This window comes from Saccharopolyspora soli (assembly GCF_022678645.1).
Classification (GTDB): Bacteria; Actinomycetota; Actinomycetes; order Mycobacteriales; family Pseudonocardiaceae; genus Saccharopolyspora; species Saccharopolyspora soli.
In genome coordinates, this window is the sequence record NZ_JALBWV010000028.1 from 1 (window position 1) to 18,463 (window position 18,463).

Here is an 18,463-nt window from a genome sequence, read left to right on the forward strand (position 1 = left end):
ATGATCACTCACGGCCATGCCCGTCCTACTCCACCACCCACGCCAAGATCAGCAACCCCGCCTACCGCCGGAGCCTCTAAGTTGAAACAGGCAAGGAGAGGGCCATCTCCTTGCTCTTGATCGTCCGGTGTGGACCGACAATCTCCTTGCGAAGCGGCGGCGCCGCGTACGACGGTGCCATCGGGGGCACCATGGGCCTCCGGATGCAGCCGCGGAACGAGAAGTTCTTCGGCCTCGTCAACATGGTCGGGTGGCTGCGCCGATGACGCGGCGGGCGCCAGCGCTCGTGCCAGACAGAATGGCTGGACCGAGACAGACAACGACCCAACTGGCCCCGACGCCCTCGGTCGTCCCGACTGACCTCATGATCGGGAGCGACCGAAACCAGGACCAGGATCTTTCGCCGACGAACGACCGAATCTGCCGAAAGTCCGGTGTTTCGTGCTGGGGCATGATCTGGCCACAAACATGCGGGAGCTGCGTTTACTCCCAACGCCTCGCGGAGATCCTCGACGACGGCATCGGATCGATCCGGCCCGAGATGACTGCGCGCTCTCGCCCGCGCGATGCGCGACGACCACGCGAGACGATGACGCTTGCCTAGCCGTCCTCAACGGATTGAGCGAATATCTGATTCGCGGTCAGGCGGGTTCGCAGACCTCGATCAGAGCAGTGGCGACCAGATGCCTGCCCAGGCCGCTGCCGCTCCAGTGATCAAGAAGTCTTTGTCATTCCCGCTACGCCAGCGGTGTTTTTCGGGGTTGCTCCGTCCGCTTCGAGGAGGCAGGCCCCCGAGCGTGACCCCGCGCCGAGGTCAGGGCTCAAGCCCTCCGGCGCGGGGTTCAGCAACGGCTGGTCGTCACAGGCTGGCTGACGACGCGTCCGGGGCGTCGGTGGACCGGCTGACCTCGGCCCACTTGTGGACCTCAGCGATCCCCGCTTCCTCGGCGCTCAGGGCGATTTTCAGAGCGTCGCTGCCGAGGAGAAGCCGCTGCGGGGGTTCCTGCGCGTCGACGACGTCGATGATCGCCTTGGCCATACGTGCGGGGTCGCCGGGCTCGTTGCCGCTGTAGGCCGCGAAGCGCTCCACCCACGCTCCCACAGTCTGCTCGTAGTCGGCTGTGACCTGGCCAGACGGCTTCCCGGCCCCGGCAGCCCAGCCGGTGCGGATGCCGCCCGGCTCCACGATGGTCACCTTGATGCCCAGCGGTGCCACCTCGCTCGCCAGGACCTGGGAGAAGCCCTCGACTCCGTATTTCGCGGTCTGGTAGGCGCTGAGCCCAGGGGTGCCTCCCGCACGGCCGCCGATGGACGAGATCTGCACGAAGTGACCGGAACGCTGACGATGCAGGACGGGCAGCGCCGCCCGCGTCACGTTGATCACCCCGAACAGGTTCGCCTCGACCTGCGCACGGAAGTCGTCCTCCGGGAAATCCTCGATCGAGCTGCTGGTGGCATAGCCAGCGTTGTTGACCACCACATCGAGGGAACCGAACCGATCGACCGCCGCCGTCACCACGTCACGGGCATCCGATGGCGACGTGACGTCCAGTGTCACGGCTTGAAACCGCTCGGCATGTGCCTGCGCCACATCCGCCAACGCCTCTGGTCGGCGGGAGGTCGCCACGACCTGATCGCCAGCCCCCAGCGCCGCAACCACCATGGCTCTCCCGAGGCCCTGAGAACCACCAGTGATCAGCCATGTCCGTGCCATGACGCACCCTCCTCTTTCTCCTCATGAGTGCCCTCAAGCCGGGCGCTCGGTGTAGAAGCTTGTCGTCCAAACACGACAGAAGTGTAGCAAAAATCTTTCCTGTCGCCATCCATGTGATGTAAATGACGATCTACGTGCGGCTCGCTGGTAGAATCGTTTGCGTCATGAGAGCTGACGCCGCCCGCAACATCACCGCGGTCCTGCGCACCGGAGCCCGACTGCTGGCCGAAGACCCGAGTACCTCGATCGCGGCCATCGCCAGCGAGGCGGGGGTGGACCGGACCACCGTTCATCGCCGCTTCGCCACTCGCGAAGCCCTGCTCAGTGCCGTTTTCCAGGCAAAACTCGACTCCTCCGCGCGAGTCCTCGACGAGGCCCGGCTCAGGGAGGCGCCAGTGGCAGTGGCACTGCACCGCTACGTGGAAGGGAGCATCTCCGTCAGCCGTGAGTGGCCTGTCGACACGCGCCGCATGATGCAGGAAGACCCCATCGCGAACAGCCGACTCCAGAAGGAGAGTCGGCGACTGGACGACTTCCTCCACCGCGCAGCCGACGAGGGCTACCTACGCCCGGACATACCCCTACCGTGGGCGAGGGCGGTCCTCGATCAACTGGTGTACAGCATGGCTCACCAATTTCCCGAAATGGAGCCCCCACAGGCAGCGGACCTCGTCGTCGACACGTTCCTCAACGGCCTCGGCAAACCCTGACGCTCCTGGTCGAGCGAGCTGGCCTCAAGGAATCGCGGCGATCAGGGCGTTAGCCATCGTGGTCGCAGGCCTGCCGTTGCTGCCCGCGTTCAGCGGCGCTTTAGTACTGCAACGACAGGTTGTGATCTCTTCGTCGGTGGTAGTGGCTGGTTCGGGCTCGTGTCTGGCTGGTTCGTTGCCATCTCGACCAGTGCAGGATGTGGTCGAGGGTGTGTTGGATGGGGCGGGTGATGCGGTTGAACAGTCGGCGGATTTCGTTGAGTGTTTACGGAATCAGGTGCTGATCGCCGGTAGGTGATCCCCCTTTTCCGCGTCTTGCCGGAGGAGAAGCAGGAACGCGGCGGCGGTCATGGACAGGGTGATGTGTCGATACCAGGCGGTGTAGTCGCGAACCTGGTAGTGATCGAGTCCGGTTTCGTTCTTGGCGGCCCCGGGTTCGACGACCTCGACCGTCGGTGGCTGCGCGCCCGCACCGGGGTGAAGTGGCACGGCGTAGAGGCTGACGTCCTGCCCGCCTGGGTCGCGGACATGGACTACCCCGTCCCTCCGGTCGTCGCCGAGGCGCTGCGCGAGGCGGTGGACCGTGCCGATCTGGGTTATCCCGACTGGTCCGAGGGCAGCCCGCTGCGCGGACATCCTGAGCGACATCCTCGACGGTGTCGTCAAGGCCCTGGGGCCGACTCCGGACCAGTGGGCACCGGCCGCATCGTGATCCAGAGGGTCGTGGATGACCAGGCCTGCTGGACGGCTGTCAGGCGGGCGCAGGTCACGACGGGGTGGCGCGCCGCTCCACCACCTTGTCGGCGATGACTCGCACGACAACACGCTTCGCGGACGGGTCCGGCTCGTGCCAGGGCTGGCCCGCGTACCGGTGGGACAGTTCGTCGATGAGGGCGCCGTCGGGGTCGTCGGTGATCGTGACGTGTCCGCGGATCTCCACCCGGTCAAAGGGTGAGGCGGGATCGAAGACACTGACGCTGACACGCGGGTCACGCTGGAAGTTGCGGTGCTTGCGGCGTCCTTCGATTGTGGAGAACACCACGTCGTCGCCGTCTGTGCGGCACCACACGGCGGTGGTCTGCGGGGAGCCGTCGGGGTTGACGGTGGCGACGGTGAGGATGTTGCCACCGTCGAGGAGCTTTCTGGCGTGTTCGGACAGGGACATGATGCTGCCTTTCGTCAGGCGGTGGCCGTGCCGGCGTGGACGAGGAGAACGGAGACGGGGGTGCGAGCGACGACGGCCCGGCTGACGCTGTCGTGCAGAACCGCCCCCAGGCCGGCGTGGTGGCCGGGGCCGAGAACGATGAGGTCACAGCCCAGCCGGTGGGCGTATTGCAGTATGGCGTCGGCCCGAAGCTGCTGCTGACCGGGAAGTACCTCTCCCTCTGCGGTGATACCGGCCCGGCGCAGGCGGGCGAGGGCTGCGTCGACAACGTCCTGGGCCTGCTGGTCGTCTTCGAGGTCGACGACGGCGGGAACGGGGCCGTAGAGGAAGTCGGACGGTTTGATGTGCAGGGCGTGCACCGTCGCAAGGGTGACTTTGGCCAGGGACATCACTGTGTCCACGACCGTGTCGGTGACCGGTGTGCCGTCGACGGCCACCAGGATGTTCTTGTACATGGCTGTTCTCCGTATTGGGCTGCGTTCTGGGGTGCGGGGCGCTCGCCGGCTGCGCGAGGCGTGCCGGTCAGATGGTGCTGTGGAGGCGGGTTGCCACATAAAGGGCGCCGAGCGCGGCTGCTACGGCCAAGGTGGAGGTGAAGGCGGTGGTGGCTGCGGACAGGCCGACGGCGTCGCTGAGGAAGCCGGTGACGACGGGCAGCAGCCCGGCGGGCACGTATCCCCCGACGTTCATCGCGGCGTTGGCTTCCGCCAGTCGCTCGGCGGGGACGCTTGAGCTGATGAGGGTCAGGCCGCCCAGCTGACCGAGGCCCTGGCCCGCACCAGCCAGGACTGCGGAGACGGCCAGGAGCGGGGCCGAGGAGATCGACACGGCTGTCACCAGGAAGGCCATGCCCGCCACGATGGAGGCGGCTCCGATGAGCAGGATGGTGCGTACGCGCAGCCGCTGCACGGCGAACTGGACGGCGGTGGCAGCGGTGAACATGACGAAGGCGGTGGCGCCTGCCACCACGCGGCTGGAGGTGTCGAGGACGTCGGCCAGCAGCGATGGACCGAGAGAGAGCACGAACGAGGTGGAGGTGATGCCGGGACCGAAGACGGCGATACCCATCATGAGCTGGGTGCGCTGCGCCCCGGGAACCGAGGGCACACGGATCCACGAACCACTGCTCGGGGCGCCAGGGCGGGTCAGTGGCATGCGCCACACCACCAGCATGGCCAGGGCCAGCAGGACAATCTCCACGAAGAACACCGCGACCGTGGGGCCGGGCAGGGTCTGGGAGAGCACTCCGGCCAGGAGCGGGCCGAAACCGGCGCCGAGCACCATGGCGGCCGAGGCCAGCAGGGCCGCGAGTCTCTTGCGTGCGGGGCCCGCAACGTCGGTGACGGCTGCCATGCCGGCGGAGACGATCGAGCCGACGGCGATGCCGCTGAGCAGCCGGGCGATGGCCAGGGCCGTGACGGAACCTGCGGTGGCGAACAGCACACTCGCCATCACTCCCAGCGCGAGAGCGGGCAGCAAAACCGGTTTGCGGCCGATGCGATCCGACGTCACGCCCGCGACGAGCAGCGCGGCCAGGAGCCCGACGATGTAGAAGGCGAAGATGACCGTCAGGGTGCCCGACGAGAAGCCGAGCTCGTCCTGCCACAGCACGTACAGGGGGGTGGCGGTGTTGGACAGGATGAACACGGCCGTCACGGGCCAGGCGGCCAGCCACACGGCGCGCCGGGGCGCGGCGGTGGGAAGGGGACCGCGTGCGCCGGGCGGCTGCTGCCCAGGCGGTGCGGGTGTGCGGGTGAGGCGCTTGGTGCGCACGGATACTCCTGACACTGCTGTACGAGAAAAATCGAACCGTCAGTACGACTAGAGTCGAACATAAAAGGCTGTACGATTCAAGTCGTACCGATGTGAGACGCCCCTCGAGGTGGTGCAGATGGTCTCCGCGATTACGGCCGGTCGTTACGCTGGCCCCTTCGCGCCTCCTGTCCCGTTGCCGGAACCGCTGCCGGAGCCGGCTTCGCAGGATCTGCGACTGGAAGTGGTGATGGGAGCGCTGAGCGATCCGCTGCGCATGGGAATCGTGCAGACGCTGCTGCTGAAGGCCGAGGCATTCGATCACACCTGCGGCTGGTTCGGTCTCGATCGGCCGAAGTCGTCGCTGACGCATCACTTCCGCGCACTGCGGGAAGCCGGGCTGATCAGGCAGCGCCAGTACGGGCTGGAGCGGCGCAGTCACGTCCGCATCGAGGATCTTGAGGACCGCTTCCCCGGGCTGCTGGATCTGATCGCCGACTGGCGGCCTGCGGCTGCGGCAAGCCGGGACTAGGAGTTCTCGGCCTGGAACATCGAGTGCTGCTTTTCCAGGTCAGCGGTGACGGTGATGAACAGCCCTAGCCGACCAGCGGCGGTGGCGGTGTCCTCGATGCGGTTGCGCAAGCGACCGATGACCAGGGCAAAGCTCCACCGGTGCGGACACCGCCTCGGTGTCGCGTGCCCATCCGGCGGCGGGGCGATGCTGAGGACATCGTCGAGCTGGAGGCGGATGAAGCGGGGAGCGGGACCATACACTCTCCGGTGCGCACGCTTGGCCATCAGGGACAGGTCCATCGGGTCGGCCAGGGCGCCCTGGAGTGCAATCCGTCAGGGATAGCGCTCGATAAAGCCGCTTAGCGTAGGTGGCTCCAAACCAACCGACGGCTGCTCGGCCTCACCTTGGCTGCCACCGTCGCCTTACTGATCTTCGTGACGATCGCCTTCTCTGGGGCGCTGAGCAGAAGGCGGTCCCACAGCCCCCGGTGCCGTTGGGGCTGACCCGATGAACCGCCGATTTCGTTGATCTGGTACTTCCCGAGGAGAGACCACCAGCTGATCGGGGTCCAGCTGTTAGGGCGTGACGGTCAGCGGGCCTGGTTCTTGCCACGCCGGTGGGTCACGTACGTTCCGAGGCCCAGCCCGGCTCCGATGAGGAGCAAGAGGACTCCGAGCGCGCCAGCCATGCCAGCACCGATGTCGGCCCCCGCACCCGGGGTGTGGAAAACAGTCAGCCGTATGACTGCGACTGCCAGGAGCAGGACCCCCGCCCCGGCCACGATGGAGGCAGCCACAGGGAGAGGTTTGGCGTTAGGAGTCACCGTGTTGCTTACCGTGCGGTTGTCAGAGTTCATCGCGTTCCGCTTCTGCCGCGTGCTAGAAAGCACTCCCTTATCCTTCGTACTGGGTCCACCCGGCGACGCGGACGCCCGTAGTGGTTAGTTGCCACGTTATCGGAAGCGACTCGCCGTGGGGCAATCGCAGTAGTTGGCGTGGCTAGCGGGTTGGGGGTCAGTCGTTTCGGTCGGCTTCCGGGCAGCGGGCTGCTGATCACGGATATGACGGTTTTCTCCTTTGCTGGCCAGAGCCTGGGATAAGGGGGGAAGCGCGCGGCGGGGCCAGGCGGAGTTCGCGATGACGTCGACGAAGACGATCGAGTAAGGGTCCGTTGCTGGGCTGGTAGACCGGCATCGCGATCGACTGCTCGTCCGACGTGGCCGCCGGTTCGGCTCAGCTTCCACACCTTGATCAGATTGTTCGGTGCTGGTTGGGTACCGGCGTCGTGGGTCCCGGTGAGGCGGACCCTGTGCCCCATCCAGAGCGATTCCTGTGTTCGGCAGCAGAGGGATCGGCGTTCCAACTCGCGAGGAGTCTCCAGGCTTCCTGAGACTGTCGGTCCTGTGCCGGGAGGTAGACGAAAAGAGTCTGGTCGTCCTGGCCGGGCATCGTGAATGCCTGGTAGTCGATGGTCAGGTCACCGACCTGCGGGTGCCGGAGCCTTTTCTGTCCGAAGGTGCGTACCAGCACCTTGTGATCGGCCCACCAGCGGCGGAACGACTCGCTCTTCATCGTCAGTTCGCCCACTAACTCGGCCGTACGAGTGTCGTCCGGGTAGCGCCCGGCGTCGAGACGCAGCATGGCGGTCGCCTCGGCGGCGATGCGTTCCCAGTCGGTGTTGAGTTCGCGGGCGGCCTCGTCGAGGATCATCCACCGGGTCAGGTTCCGCTCCCGGCGGGGCATGGCGTCGAAGTCCGCGATGAGCACCCTGCACAGGTGGTTGGTCGCCAGTACGTCGGTACGCAGCCCCAGGATGAACGCCGCGTGATCGGTGTAGGAGTCCAGCAGCCGCCGAAGCCCCGGACGCACCTTCTGCACCGCGGGTGCCTGGCGCCGCGCCGCGGCAGTCCTGTCGCGGGTGAGGTCGAACAGGTGCGACCGTTCCGACGTGTCCAGCTGGAGCGCTGAAGCGATCGCGTCCAGCACACTGCCGGAAGGAGTGATCTGCCGACCCTGCTCCAAACGCGTGTAGTAGTCGGTGGACACTCCGGCGAGCTGCGCCACCTCTTCGCGACGCAGTCCCGGTACGCGGCGGTAGGCGCCACGCTCGGGCAGACCGACCGACTCAGGGTCGATCCGGGCGCGCCGACTGCGCAGGAAGTCACTGAGATCGGCGTTGTACGGCATGAGCCCATTCTGCCTCGGGCGGATAGTTCATTTCGGTGAGAGTGGGACTCTGCGTCCTAGGCATCGGATTCCCTCGCAGTTAAGGGCCAGCCATCGGGCTCTACGGCGGTCGAGACGGTGGTGAAGTGATGAAGGAAGGGCCATTGCTTCCGGGGCAGATCCGGGGCGGGCCGTTCCCGGCTCGAGCAGGGAGTGCAGGTGTCCCATGGTGAGCCGGCCTGTGCTCTTTTCACAAAGTGGGAGATTGGTATGACCAGGATTCTGATGGTGCTGTCGGGCGCCGATCTGTGGACCGGTGCGGACGGCACGAAAGACCCGAGCGGGTACTGGGCGGAGGAGTTCGCCGTACCGCACCGTCTGCTGACGGAGGCCGGTTTCACCGTCGACATCGCCGCTCCCGTGGGAGGCCAGCCGACTCCCGACCCCATGAGTCTTCGCCCCGAGGTCGCCGGCCCCGAGGCACCTGAGTACGCGGCGTACATCGACAAGTACGCCGGGGAACTGGCCGCTCCCCGGACGCTGTCCGATGTCGACACTGCGGATTACGACGCCGTGTTCATCCCCGGCGGCCACGGCCCCATGGAGGATCTGGCCCACGACCCCGACCTCGGTCGCATCCTCACCGAGTTCGACGCCGCAGGAAAGATCATCGCGCCGTTGTGCCACGGCCCCGCCGCACTGCTGACAGCGAATCGACCTGGCGGTGGCTGGCTCTTCCAGGGCAGGAACCTGACCGTCTTCACCAACGAGGAGGAACGCCTCAACGGCACCGCCGACCACGCCCCATGGCTGGTGGAGAGCGTCCTGCGGGCTCGTGGCGCCGTGGTCCGCTCCGCCGCGAACGCGTGGGAATCCAACGTCGTCGTCGACGGCAACCTCATCTCGGGACAGAACCCCAACTCCAGCAGGCCCCTCGCCGAGAAGGTCATCACCACACTCAACGCTTCCTGACCACTCACACCCAAAGGCGGTCCCGGCCGACACAGGACGGGACCGTCCGGCAGGTCGCGCCGCTGCTGTTCCACGGCGCCCACCAGATGCCCTCACCGGTCGTTTCCGGAGTGGGATGCCGAGGCGTCGCACTCCGGAAGCTGCTGTGCCACTTCGGAGGGATCAGGCTGAGGTGCCTGGTGCTGTCGGATCCAAGGCGAGCGGACGAGGGAGCCGGTGCGGAGCGCGGGCGACTGACGAGCGCGCCGGAGACGGCGGGGCCGGGCACCTCAGGCCCACAGGGAGTGCACAGGAGTGCACAACAGCTTCTCAGCTTCTCAGGCCGAGGATGCCGCGCCGTCTTCAGGCGAATCGAGCACAGCACGGACCGCTCGCGCCGAAGCCGGGTTCCCTCGGCTCTGCCGCCGAAGCCGTCGATCATGTGCAGATCGGCTGGATTGGCGGCGGCGCGCCGCCATCTGATGCGTATATCTGTCCGGCGGCGGACCGGGGATCCGGAAGGACCACCAGCCCGAACGGAGGCGACGGCGTTACCCCATAGGCCACGGTGGCGCGCATATTCGCACCCTTGAGAGGTGATGGCCCCTGCGGAGGCAAGTGATTCCAGCGTGCCGACCCGTATCAACGGCTCCTGGACGGTTGGTGCGTCACGGGTTCCAGAACAAGGACCGGTATGATCCGTTCCGTGTTGCGCTGGTATTCCGCGTAGTCGGGAAATGCCTCGACCGCACGCTTCCACCATCTTCCCGCTCTTGTCCCGCTGCCTCGTGATCGATGTACTCCCGCCGCTTGGCCCCGTCCTGAAGCTCCACCCGCGGATTGCTCATGACGTTGTGGTACCAGGCCGGATGCCGGGGCCGCCGCCCTGAGAGGCGACCAGCGCATAGCGCCCCGCGTTCTCCACGCGCATCAAAGGGGTCTTGCGTATCTTCCCCGTCTTTTGCCCCGCATCGTCAGGACGACCACGGGACGGCCGACTATCGTGTTTCCCTCGGTACCGTTGCTGCTCTCGAAGAGCGCAACCTGGTCCCGGGCAATGTCCAGGGCACTGGGTTCGTATTCGCCGTTCAGAGCCATGTGTTCCTTACCTTCTTGTGTGGGCTGTTTGAGCCAGTCGTAGGGTTCCGGCCGCCCAGGGGCGCCGGGTATGGCTTTCATGTGTCTCGGATGCCGTCGGGAGCACAGCTCGCGGCGTCGGCGACTTCGCGGTGAAGTCGTTCTCCGCGAAGTCGGGGGCAGGGGCGGGCTGGACGCTGAACACTCCGCCCGCCTCACGTATGGCGGCGTTCAACGACATGCGACCGTTCGGGTTCCGCGGGCGAGTTCTCGGTGCCCGCCCGGGCTAGCCGGAGCGGCACGGTGCCAACTGGTTCCCGTACGAGCGCCGCACCCGCCATCCGGCCTGCTACGGCACCGAGTACCCGCCGTCGATCGGCAGCGCCACGCCCGTGATGAACCCCGCCTTCTCCGAGCAGAGCCAGACCACGGCGTCGGCGATCTCACTCGCGTTGGCTATCCGTCCCAGGAGGTGGGCAGCGATGATCGACCCGACACCGTGACCAGCGCGCCCTCGGCCGCCAGTGCCAGGGCCGTCGCCCGCCCGATACCGGATCCGCCTCCGGTGACGAGGGCCGTCTTGCCCGCGAATTGCGGTGACATGTCTGTCCTTTCCGTTTTCGTGTCTGCGTGCGGGGGTCAGTAGCGGGCGCTGCTGGCCTGCAGGTGCGGGGGCACCATCGATGGGCGGCCGTCCACAGTGGCTCCGGCGAACTGGATCATCGGCGCGAACATCCTGTTGTTGTCGACCGGGAAGTTCAGAGTGGGAGAGGACACGTCATCCAGCGCCGCGCGCTGGGCCTCGGTGAGGGTCACGTCCAGGCCCGGCCAAGACGCAGAACGCCTCCAAACCGCAGCAATCGTCCAGGAGTAGACGCCTGGCTCCGCCGCCTCCCGCCGTCGGCGACCGCCCGCAGCGCCTCTAGGCGTGGACGACCGACAGCACCCGTGCGGTGTCGACGACCTTGTTCATGGGTTTCCGATCTTCGCGTTCGTGCTTGGCATGCGGTGAGTTCGCCGGTCAACGCCGTGGCCGACCGAGTTCCGTTATGCGGGTAGGCCGATGTCGACGTCTGCGGCGACTTTGAGGTCGATCAGCAGCGGAAGTTCGCCGCGTTGGAGGTGGCCCGTCAGTTGGTCGAGGTCGGCGAGGTCGGTGACGGTCATCGCGTGTCCGCCGAGCGCGCGTCCGACTTCTTCGAGGCTGGGCCAGTCGATCAAGGAGTGGGCCGGGTCGGCTCCGAATTCGCGGAGTTTGGTCCATTCCGCGCCGTAGGCGCCGTCGTTGACGATGACGAGTACCAGGGGGAGTCGATATCGCACGGCGGTGCTGAACTCGATCAGTCCCATCATGGCGCCGCCGTCGCCGGCGACCGCGACGGTGGTCCGGTCTGGATGCACGGCCGCGGCTCCGACCGCGGTGGCCAGGCCGAGTCCGATCGACCCGAAACTGGCGGCGTGGGTGAAGTCGCGTGGGTCGGCGACGTGCAGGTACCGCCAGGGTGCGCGGACGAATCGGCCGACGTCGGTGACCATGACGCGCTGGGCCGGGAGAAGTTCGTCCAGCCGGATCATGGCCGTCCGGACGTCGACGGTGGATTCGGTGCCTGCGTCGGTAAAGTCCGCAGCGGCGGTGTGATCCGCGAGAGCGTTGGCTAGGCGCTGGGATCGGAATCCGCTCGGCTGGTGGTCCGCGGCGCGCAACTCGGTCATCGATGTCGCCGTGCTGCGGGCGTCACCAATCACGGCGACATCGACCGGTGTGGATCCGCCGAAGGCCCGCGGGTAGGTGTCGACCTGGATCACTGCCTTGCCCGCGAAGGCACTTCCGCCGCCGGTGGTGAACTGGTTGAGGCTGGCACCGAAGGCGATGACGCAGTCAGCGTCGGCGAGGGTGTTCACGGCGAGCTCATGTGCCACTCCGCCGATCACGCCAAGGTCGAACGGATCGCCCCGGAACAGGTCGCGTGCGAGCAGGGTGGTGGCTACCGGCGCACCGATGGTTTCCGCGAGCGCGAGAATCTCTGCCCGCGCACCGCCGAGTGCCACGCCTCGTCCCGCCAGTACCAGCGGACGCCGTGCTGAGGCGAGCACGCCGAGTGCGCGGTCGAGTATGTCCTCGTCCGGTGCCACGGCCTGGGCGGATCGAGCCTCGAACGCCGTGCGAGTCTCGGTCACGTCGGCCGTGAGCAGATCCGCGGGAACGTCGAGCACCACGGGATTTCGGTTGGCCACAGCGTGCTGAAAGGCGATGGCGACGCTGTCGAACACGTCGTTGGGGTTGTGCACCCGTTGGTAGTGAGCGCCGGCGGGTGCGACGAGGGAAGGCAGGTCGATGTGCTGAACGTGCCCGCGGACCGCCGGGGTGTCGCCGGTGAGGATCACCAGCGGCGTGCGTGATCGGGCCGCCTCCACGATCGCGGTCAGTGCATTGGTCACCGCAGGGCCGTGGGTGATTGCGACGGAACCGGTACGGTTGCCGATCCGTGCGTACCCCTGCGCCATGAGCACCGCACCGCGCTCGTCGACGGCACCGAGGTAGCGACCGCCTTGCTCGCGGATGAAATCGGTGATGTACAGCATGTTCGCGTCACCGAGGACGCCGAACAGTGTGTCGACACCGTTGTCTCGCAAGGCTTTCGCCACTGCCTCATGTACCTTCACCGGGCGGCCTCCACAGTGTTGTGCAGGTGGCCGATGCCCTCGATTTCGATGTCGACGATGTCCTCCGGCCGCAGGTACGCACCGGAAGCGAGGGCGACCCCGGAGGGCGTGCCGGTCAGGACCACGTCACCGACATCGAGAGGCACCGAGGCGGAAACGGTCTCGATGATCTCGGGTATCGAGAAAAGCATTTCGCTCGTGCGGCCGTTCTGCCGTAGTTCGCCGTTGACCCGCGTGGTGATCGCGAGATCGAGTGGTTGCTCGAATTCCTCGGCGGTCACCACAGCCGGGCCCAGTGGCTTGAAGGTGGGAAAGGTCTTCCCGCGAGCGACCGCGCCGGTGTCGCTGATGGCGCCGTCGGTCATCCCCGCCAACTGCACGTCGCGGGCCGAGACGTCATTGACGATCGTCAACCCTGCGACATGGCGCCACGCGTCCGCAGCACGGATGCCTTTTCCCGGTGTGCCGACCACGATCGCAAGTTCAGCCTCGTAGTCGACATGCCCCGGTGCTTCGGCCGGTAGCAGTATGGGCGAACGTGGGCCCACCACCATTTCACCCGAGACCGTGATGAACACCACCGATGACGGTGTCGGCATCTCTGCTTCGGCGAGGTGATCAAGGTAATTCGCACCAGCGATCACTACCTTGCCGGGGGCGGCCACCGGCGCCAGCAATTCCGCCGAATCCGTCGGAATCCGCTCAAGTACCGAGGCAGTGCGGGCGAGACTGAGGTCGTGTGTCAACAGGGCCTCGACGTCGGGGTGAGGGAGATCGAGCAGGAGCAACTCGTTCCCCTCACCCCGAGCGAGGCCGCGCGGGGTGCGGTACAGGCGCATCGGTCATTCGCTCCCGGCGAGAATCGTCACCGCGCGGCGGGAAAGGCGCCACACGCCGTCGCCACCCCGCACGAACCGGTCCTTCAGATGAGTCAGCGCGCGGGCGGCGGGCCCGAGCTTCTGTTCATCGCCCAGATGGAACAACTGCAGCAGGGTCTCGGTTTCGGCCTCGTCGGGACCGAGCAGACGGAACGAGGGTTCGGCGGAAAAATGCACACGCCTAATTCCGTCGGTCTCTCGTTTCCGCATGGCCGCTGCGAGTTCTTCCCCCTTAACCGTGACGTCGCCGATCGTCATTTCGGCGTCGGTGGTGAGCAACTCCACGGTGCGCGAGGCGTGACCGCCGTCGACCAGTTGGAAGAATGTCGTGATGACCTCCAGGCAGGCGATCCGCGCCTGTGCCGTGGCCGGGTCCGGCTCCGCGCCGATCAGCCGGGTGGTCTTCGCCGTGTTCACCACGTCGGCGCCACCAAGTCCGCGGCGTTCTCGCCCGCGCGAAGCCGCTTGAGGAGCGAGTCGGGATCGAACGGGACACCGACAGGATTCTTGGCGAAGGAATCGGACTCCATGAATTCCACGCCCTCTGCCGCCGTCTCGAAGTTGTCCACCTGGAGTTCGATCTGATTGCCGTCGGGGTCGGCGTAATACATCGACGTCGTCGTCCCGTGGTTGATCGTCATCGTTGGGCGGATCGAGTTCTCGCCCAATCGCTCATAGTTCCCGAGCAGGTCCTCGAGCGAGCGGTAGGTGAACGCGATGTGGGACAACCCGTGCAGCGGCAGGCCGGAAAGGTGCTCCGCCGAGGCGTCCGAAGTTGTCGCCTCGCCCGCACCGACAAGCCCCTCCGACTTGCCGGCCAGTTCGGCGGCCATTTTCGCGGCGGCGTCAGGATTGGCCAGTGCGATCCGGTGGTGCTCGTCGTCATAGGTGAGGAATGCGCCGGACGGGTTTTCATGGACGACGCGAGCGTCAAGGACCTGCACATACCAATCACGCATTTGGGAGACCTGCCGGGTCCACAGGACGACATGCGCCAACTTCACCGGTGAAGCCATGATGGCAACCTCGCTGATTCGATAGAATTGTTCAGATTGACAGAATTCGAAGGGTCAGAGCGGCCGCACTGAATACGAGCAGCACGGCCGCGGCCGTAATGTTCCAGTCGTTGATGCGCACGTGTGCGACGATCGCGCCGAGAAAGTAGAGGATCACCCCGACGGCGGCGGCAAGTCCCAGCGGCCACCAGAACAGGCCGACGACCAGGCCGACACCACCGGCGATTTCCGCGGCGGCGAGGAGCCAGACCTTGTCGTCGGGAACACTGACCTTGCGCAGTGTCGCCATTTGCGATTCCTGACGAGTCAGCTTTCCGCTCGCGGAGAGGAAGAGAATGCCGGCGAGCAACGCCGACACGATTGCGGCGGCAGTGAACATCACGGTTCCTCGCGTGTTGCGAGCGGGCTGAGGTGTTTGTGATCGGTCATGACACCAGTCTCGGCGTCCGGGTCGATCTTGCCAAACTGCCCATTAGCTACTTACTATTAGTAAGTGACCTCGTCAGCCACCCGCCCCGATGCGGGCACACTCCAACACGACACCAACGCCGATGACTGCCGGGTCATGCAGACCATGCTGGACATCATCGGGCGGCGCTGGGCCGGCGCGGTTCTGCTGGCCAGCACCCGCGGAGCTCGCCGGTTCGGTGAGTACCGCCGGCTGGTCGTCGGCATCTCGGACCGCCTGTTGTCGCAACGCCTCAAGCAGTTGGAGTCCCTCGAGCTCATCGAGCGCGAGGTGATACCCACGACCCCGGTCCAGATCGTTTATCGACCCACGCTCGGCGGCGAGGAATTGATCGCCGCACTACAACCCCTGCTCCGCTGGGGAACCCGGCATCTTTCCCAAGATGCTTGATACGGAACCGCACGGGGCTACGTAGAGGTCGGGTACTTCTCGATCCTCACCGAACAGCCGGTTGTGCGGACACCACACCGTGGGCGGCGTTGCGGTGTGCCCTCGGGTGATATGCGAGGTCCCGGTCCGTCCGTAGCTTCGGAACACGAGGCGGCTACGGAAGGAGCCATCGTGCAGGTCGACGGTGCTGTCGTGGTGGTCAGCGGTGCGGGCTCGGGTCTCGGACTCGCGACCGCGAGGCGACTGGGTGCGGCTGGCGCTTCGGTCGGCCTGTTCGATCTGGACGCGGAGCTGGCGGACAAAGCCCGGGTCGAGATCGGCGACCGGGCGCTCGCCGTGCCCGTTGACGTCACCGACGGGACCGCGGTGGAGGCGGCGGTGGTCGAGGTCGTCGACCGGTTCGGGGCGGTGCACATTTGCGTCAACTGTGCCGGCGTGGCTTCCGCGGCGAAGGTGGTGAGTCGGGGTGTGCCCGCGCAGCTGGACGGGTTCGCGCGGACGGTCGCGATCAACCTGGTCGGCACGTTCAACGTCACCCGGGTGGCTGCGGCGGCCATGCTGCGCAATGAGCCAGACGCCGGCGGGGAGCGCGGGGTCATCGTGAACACGGCATCCGACGCGGCGTTCGACGGGCAAGTGGGGCAGGCCGCGTACAGCGCGAGCAAGGCCGGCGTCGTCGGCATGACGCTGCCTCTGGCGCGCGACCTCGCTGGCAAGGGGGTGCGGGTCAACGCGGTCGCGCCGGGCCTGTTCGCCACCCGGATGGTCGCCGGGATGCCGGTGGCGGTCCGGGACCGGCTCGTCGACATGATCCTCGAACCGAAGCGGATGGGGGAGCCGGACGAGTTCGCCGCGCTCGTCGAGCACCTCGTCACCAACCGCTACCTCAACGCCGAGTGCATCCGGCTGGACGCGGGCCAGCGGATGCTGCCGCGCTGACAAGGAGGTCACCATGGATCTGTACATCTCCGGCGCGGCGGTCACGCCGTTCGGGAAGTTCCCGGGCCGGACGATCCCGGAGCTTGCCACCGAGGCGGTCGATGCGGCGATCGCGGACGCCGGGTGCGAGCCGGGCGAGATCGGGTTCGCCGCGTTCGGCAACGCCGCCAGTTCGATGATCACCGGGCAGGCCATGATCCAGGGACAACTCGCGCTCCTCGACGGGCAGCTCGCGGGCGCGCAGATCGTCAACGTGGAGAACGCCTGCGCCTCCAGCTCGACCGCGGTGCAGCTGGCGATGATGGCCGTCCGCTCGGGACAGTGCGACACGGCCCTCGCGGTCGGCGCGGAGAAGCTGTCCCATCCGGACAAGACCCGGGCGTTCGCCGCGCTCGGCGCCGCAGTCGATGTGACCGTGCTGGACCCGGATGCGAGCGAGCGGAACTCCGTGTTCATGAACCTTTACGCGGCCGAGGCTCGCCGGTATCTCGCGGAGACCGGTGCGCCCGTGGAGTCGCTGGCGCACGCGGCGGCGACGGTGCGCTTCCACGGCAGTCGCAACCCGAAGGCGCAGTACCGGGAAGCGTATATGCCGGAGGAGATCCTCGCGTCGCGCATGATCGACGATCCACTCACGCTGCTGATGTGCTCGCCGATCGGCGATGGCGCGGCGGCCGTGGTGGTGACCAACCGTCGGCCGGCCGCCGACGCGGTGGCGATCCGTGGCGCGGCGCTGCGCTCCGCCCGCAGACAGGAGGGTGGCGGGCTCGTCACCCGGGTCACCGAGCTGGCGTTCGCCGAGGCCGGGCTCCGACCGTCCGATGTGGACGTGGTGGAGCTGCACGACGCGGCCGCCTCCGCGGCGTTGGTGATCCTGGAGGAGATGGGCATCGTCGGGCAAGGCGAGGCGTGGAAACTCGCGATGGACGGCCAGCTCCGGTTCGACGGCGCCGTGCCGGTCAACCCGAGCGGTGGGCTGATCAGTCGAGGGCATCCGGTCGGCGCGACGGGCTGCGCACAGCTCGTCGAGCTGGTCGACCAGCTGCGCGGCCGCTGTGGCGACCGCCAGGTGCCGAACGCGCGGATCGCGGCGGCGCAGAACGCGGGCGGCGCGGTCACCCTGGACGACCCGTACACGGCCGCGGTGTGCGCGGTGACTGTCCTGGAGCGCCGGTGAGCGGGGGCGAGGGAGCCTACGCCGTCTGGGCTGACGAGCAGTGCGGCGAGGAACGAGCGAGCAGCGCAGGAGGGAAGGCGGTGTGCAAGTGACTGAGTGGAGCGAACAAGCAAACACGATGATCACCACCGAGCGCCGCGGCCCGGTCCTTGTCGTCACCCTTGACCGGCCGAAGCGGCGCAACGCGATCACACTCGCCATGGCTGAGCAGGTCGAGGCGGCGATGAATGAGCTCGACACGGACCCCGAGCTGCGAGTTGGCGTGCTCACCGGCGCCGGCGGCTACTTCTGCGCCGGTCAGGACCTCGCCGAGGCGGCGGCCGGGACGTTCGCCAAGACGCGGGACCGGAGCTGGTTCGGGCTCGTCGGCCGGGGCCCGGCCAAGCCGCTTGTCGCCGCCGTCGAGGGGTTCGCGCTGGCCGGCGGGTTCGAGGTGGTGCTTGCCTGCGATCTGGTTGTCGCCGCACGCGACGCACGCTTCGGCATCCCCGAGATCCACAACGGACAGGTCGCAGCTGCGGGCGGGCTGGTTCGGCTGCCGCTGCGGCTGCCGTACCCGCTGGCCGCCGAGCTGGCGCTGATCGGCGACCCGGTGGACGCCGCCACCCTGCACCGTCACGGTCTGGTGAACCGGCTCGCCGAGCCGGGCGCCGCGCTCGACGTCGCTGTCGAGCTGGCCTCGCGCGTCCACGCGAACCCGCCGGTGGCCGTCCGCCACACTCTGGAGCTGCTGCGTACCACCGCCGCCATGGCCGAGGCCGCCGGCTGGGCCAACCAGAACGCGCAGCTCAGCGCGTACGCCATGGCCAGCACCCCTGAGTACGCTGAGGGCGTCGCCGCGTTCCTGGACAAGAGGCCGCCGTCCTGGGCGTGACCACGGCA

At 67.2% G+C, this 18,463-nt stretch carries 20 protein-coding genes and 3 pseudogenes; 7 read left to right on the top strand and 16 right to left on the bottom strand.

Annotated features, from left to right (window positions below):
• Positions 1–859 precede the first annotated feature (859 nt).
• Positions 860–1,714 (bottom strand): SDR family NAD(P)-dependent oxidoreductase, encoded by an 855-nt coding sequence (locus MOQ72_RS21435; RefSeq protein ID WP_242185988.1) that lies wholly within the window; start codon positions 1,712–1,714, stop codon positions 860–862.
• Between the two features lie 164 nt (positions 1,715–1,878).
• Between MOQ72_RS21435 and MOQ72_RS21440 the strand changes: the two genes are divergently transcribed.
• The gene (locus tag MOQ72_RS21440; protein ID WP_242185989.1) at positions 1,879–2,424 is read left to right on the top strand and encodes a TetR/AcrR family transcriptional regulator; all 546 of its coding nucleotides are present in this window, start codon (positions 1,879–1,881) and stop codon (positions 2,422–2,424) included.
• A 273-nt stretch (positions 2,425–2,697) separates the two neighbouring features.
• Here the strand turns inward: MOQ72_RS21440 and MOQ72_RS21445 are convergent.
• The 4 genes and pseudogenes from MOQ72_RS21445 to MOQ72_RS21460 all read right to left on the bottom strand — a co-directional run.
• Positions 2,698–2,847: pseudogene (locus MOQ72_RS21445) on the bottom strand (IS701 family transposase); the annotation flags it as partial.
• A 343-nt stretch (positions 2,848–3,190) separates the two neighbouring features.
• Positions 3,191–3,589, bottom strand: coding sequence for a PPOX class F420-dependent oxidoreductase (locus MOQ72_RS21450; protein ID WP_242185991.1), 399 nt, complete (start codon positions 3,587–3,589; stop codon positions 3,191–3,193).
• Positions 3,590–3,603: 14 nt separating this feature from the next.
• On the bottom strand, positions 3,604–4,044 hold the full coding sequence (locus MOQ72_RS21455) for a universal stress protein (protein WP_242185994.1): 441 nt from the start codon (positions 4,042–4,044) through the stop codon (positions 3,604–3,606).
• A 67-nt stretch (positions 4,045–4,111) separates the two neighbouring features.
• Complete coding sequence (locus MOQ72_RS21460; protein WP_242185996.1) at positions 4,112–5,362, bottom strand: MFS transporter; 1,251 nt, start codon at positions 5,360–5,362, stop codon at positions 4,112–4,114.
• A gap of 175 nt (positions 5,363–5,537) precedes the next feature.
• Here MOQ72_RS21460 and MOQ72_RS21465 point away from each other — a divergent pair, with 175 nt between their 5' ends.
• Complete coding sequence (locus MOQ72_RS21465) at positions 5,538–5,873, top strand: ArsR/SmtB family transcription factor (protein WP_242185998.1); 336 nt, start codon at positions 5,538–5,540, stop codon at positions 5,871–5,873.
• A gap of 571 nt (positions 5,874–6,444) precedes the next feature.
• Here the strand turns inward: MOQ72_RS21465 and MOQ72_RS21470 are convergent.
• The gene (locus MOQ72_RS21470) at positions 6,445–6,651 is read right to left on the bottom strand and encodes a hypothetical protein (RefSeq protein WP_242186001.1); all 207 of its coding nucleotides are present in this window, start codon (positions 6,649–6,651) and stop codon (positions 6,445–6,447) included.
• 454 nt (positions 6,652–7,105) lie between these two features.
• Positions 7,106–8,041: a helix-turn-helix transcriptional regulator gene (locus MOQ72_RS21475; RefSeq protein WP_242186003.1), complete on the bottom strand. Its 936-nt coding sequence runs from the start codon at positions 8,039–8,041 to the stop codon at positions 7,106–7,108.
• Positions 8,042–8,290: 249 nt separating this feature from the next.
• Here MOQ72_RS21475 and MOQ72_RS21480 point away from each other — a divergent pair, with 249 nt between their 5' ends.
• A complete protein-coding gene (locus tag MOQ72_RS21480) occupies positions 8,291–8,992 on the top strand; it encodes a type 1 glutamine amidotransferase domain-containing protein (protein ID WP_242186006.1) in 702 nt (233 codons plus the stop codon).
• A gap of 621 nt (positions 8,993–9,613) precedes the next feature.
• Here the strand turns inward: MOQ72_RS21480 and MOQ72_RS45230 are convergent.
• The 9 genes and pseudogenes from MOQ72_RS45230 to MOQ72_RS21525 all read right to left on the bottom strand — a co-directional run bounded on the left by MOQ72_RS45230 (position 9,614) and on the right by MOQ72_RS21525 (position 14,985).
• Positions 9,614–9,902: pseudogene (locus tag MOQ72_RS45230) on the bottom strand (nitroreductase/quinone reductase family protein).
• A gap of 495 nt (positions 9,903–10,397) precedes the next feature.
• The gene (locus MOQ72_RS21490; protein ID WP_242186255.1) at positions 10,398–10,478 is read right to left on the bottom strand and encodes a hypothetical protein; all 81 of its coding nucleotides are present in this window, start codon (positions 10,476–10,478) and stop codon (positions 10,398–10,400) included.
• Positions 10,479–10,534: 56 nt separating this feature from the next.
• Positions 10,535–10,651: pseudogene (locus tag MOQ72_RS21495) on the bottom strand (SDR family NAD(P)-dependent oxidoreductase); the annotation flags it as partial.
• Positions 10,652–10,687: 36 nt separating this feature from the next.
• On the bottom strand, positions 10,688–10,864 hold the full coding sequence (locus MOQ72_RS21500; protein WP_242186008.1) for a hypothetical protein: 177 nt from the start codon (positions 10,862–10,864) through the stop codon (positions 10,688–10,690).
• A gap of 231 nt (positions 10,865–11,095) precedes the next feature.
• On the bottom strand, positions 11,096–12,712 hold the full coding sequence (locus MOQ72_RS45240) for a thiamine pyrophosphate-binding protein (RefSeq protein WP_242186010.1): 1,617 nt from the start codon (positions 12,710–12,712) through the stop codon (positions 11,096–11,098).
• Positions 12,709–13,551, bottom strand: a complete 843-nt coding sequence (locus MOQ72_RS21510; RefSeq protein ID WP_242186012.1) for a fumarylacetoacetate hydrolase family protein — start codon at positions 13,549–13,551, stop codon at positions 12,709–12,711. Before MOQ72_RS21510 ends, MOQ72_RS45240 begins: the two co-directional genes overlap by 4 nt.
• 3 nt (positions 13,552–13,554) lie before the next feature.
• A complete protein-coding gene (locus tag MOQ72_RS21515; protein WP_242186014.1) occupies positions 13,555–14,007 on the bottom strand; it encodes a nuclear transport factor 2 family protein in 453 nt (150 codons plus the stop codon).
• Positions 14,004–14,606, bottom strand: a complete 603-nt coding sequence (locus MOQ72_RS21520; RefSeq protein ID WP_242186016.1) for a VOC family protein — start codon at positions 14,604–14,606, stop codon at positions 14,004–14,006. The genes MOQ72_RS21515 and MOQ72_RS21520 overlap by 4 nt, the downstream gene beginning before the upstream one ends.
• A gap of 31 nt (positions 14,607–14,637) precedes the next feature.
• Positions 14,638–14,985, bottom strand: coding sequence for a DoxX family protein (locus tag MOQ72_RS21525; RefSeq protein ID WP_242186018.1), 348 nt, complete (start codon positions 14,983–14,985; stop codon positions 14,638–14,640).
• Positions 14,986–15,180: 195 nt separating this feature from the next.
• Here MOQ72_RS21525 and MOQ72_RS21530 point away from each other — a divergent pair, with 195 nt between their 5' ends.
• From MOQ72_RS21530 to MOQ72_RS21545, 4 genes are all read left to right on the top strand, one after another.
• Complete coding sequence (locus tag MOQ72_RS21530; protein WP_242186020.1) at positions 15,181–15,465, top strand: winged helix-turn-helix transcriptional regulator; 285 nt, start codon at positions 15,181–15,183, stop codon at positions 15,463–15,465.
• 171 nt (positions 15,466–15,636) lie between these two features.
• Positions 15,637–16,404, top strand: coding sequence for an SDR family NAD(P)-dependent oxidoreductase (locus MOQ72_RS21535; RefSeq protein WP_242186022.1), 768 nt, complete (start codon positions 15,637–15,639; stop codon positions 16,402–16,404).
• A 13-nt stretch (positions 16,405–16,417) separates the two neighbouring features.
• The gene (locus MOQ72_RS21540; RefSeq protein WP_242186024.1) at positions 16,418–17,581 is read left to right on the top strand and encodes a thiolase family protein; all 1,164 of its coding nucleotides are present in this window, start codon (positions 16,418–16,420) and stop codon (positions 17,579–17,581) included.
• Between the two features lie 118 nt (positions 17,582–17,699).
• Positions 17,700–18,455, top strand: a complete 756-nt coding sequence (locus MOQ72_RS21545) for a crotonase/enoyl-CoA hydratase family protein (protein WP_242186025.1) — start codon at positions 17,700–17,702, stop codon at positions 18,453–18,455.
• Positions 18,456–18,463: the final 8 nt, after the last annotated feature.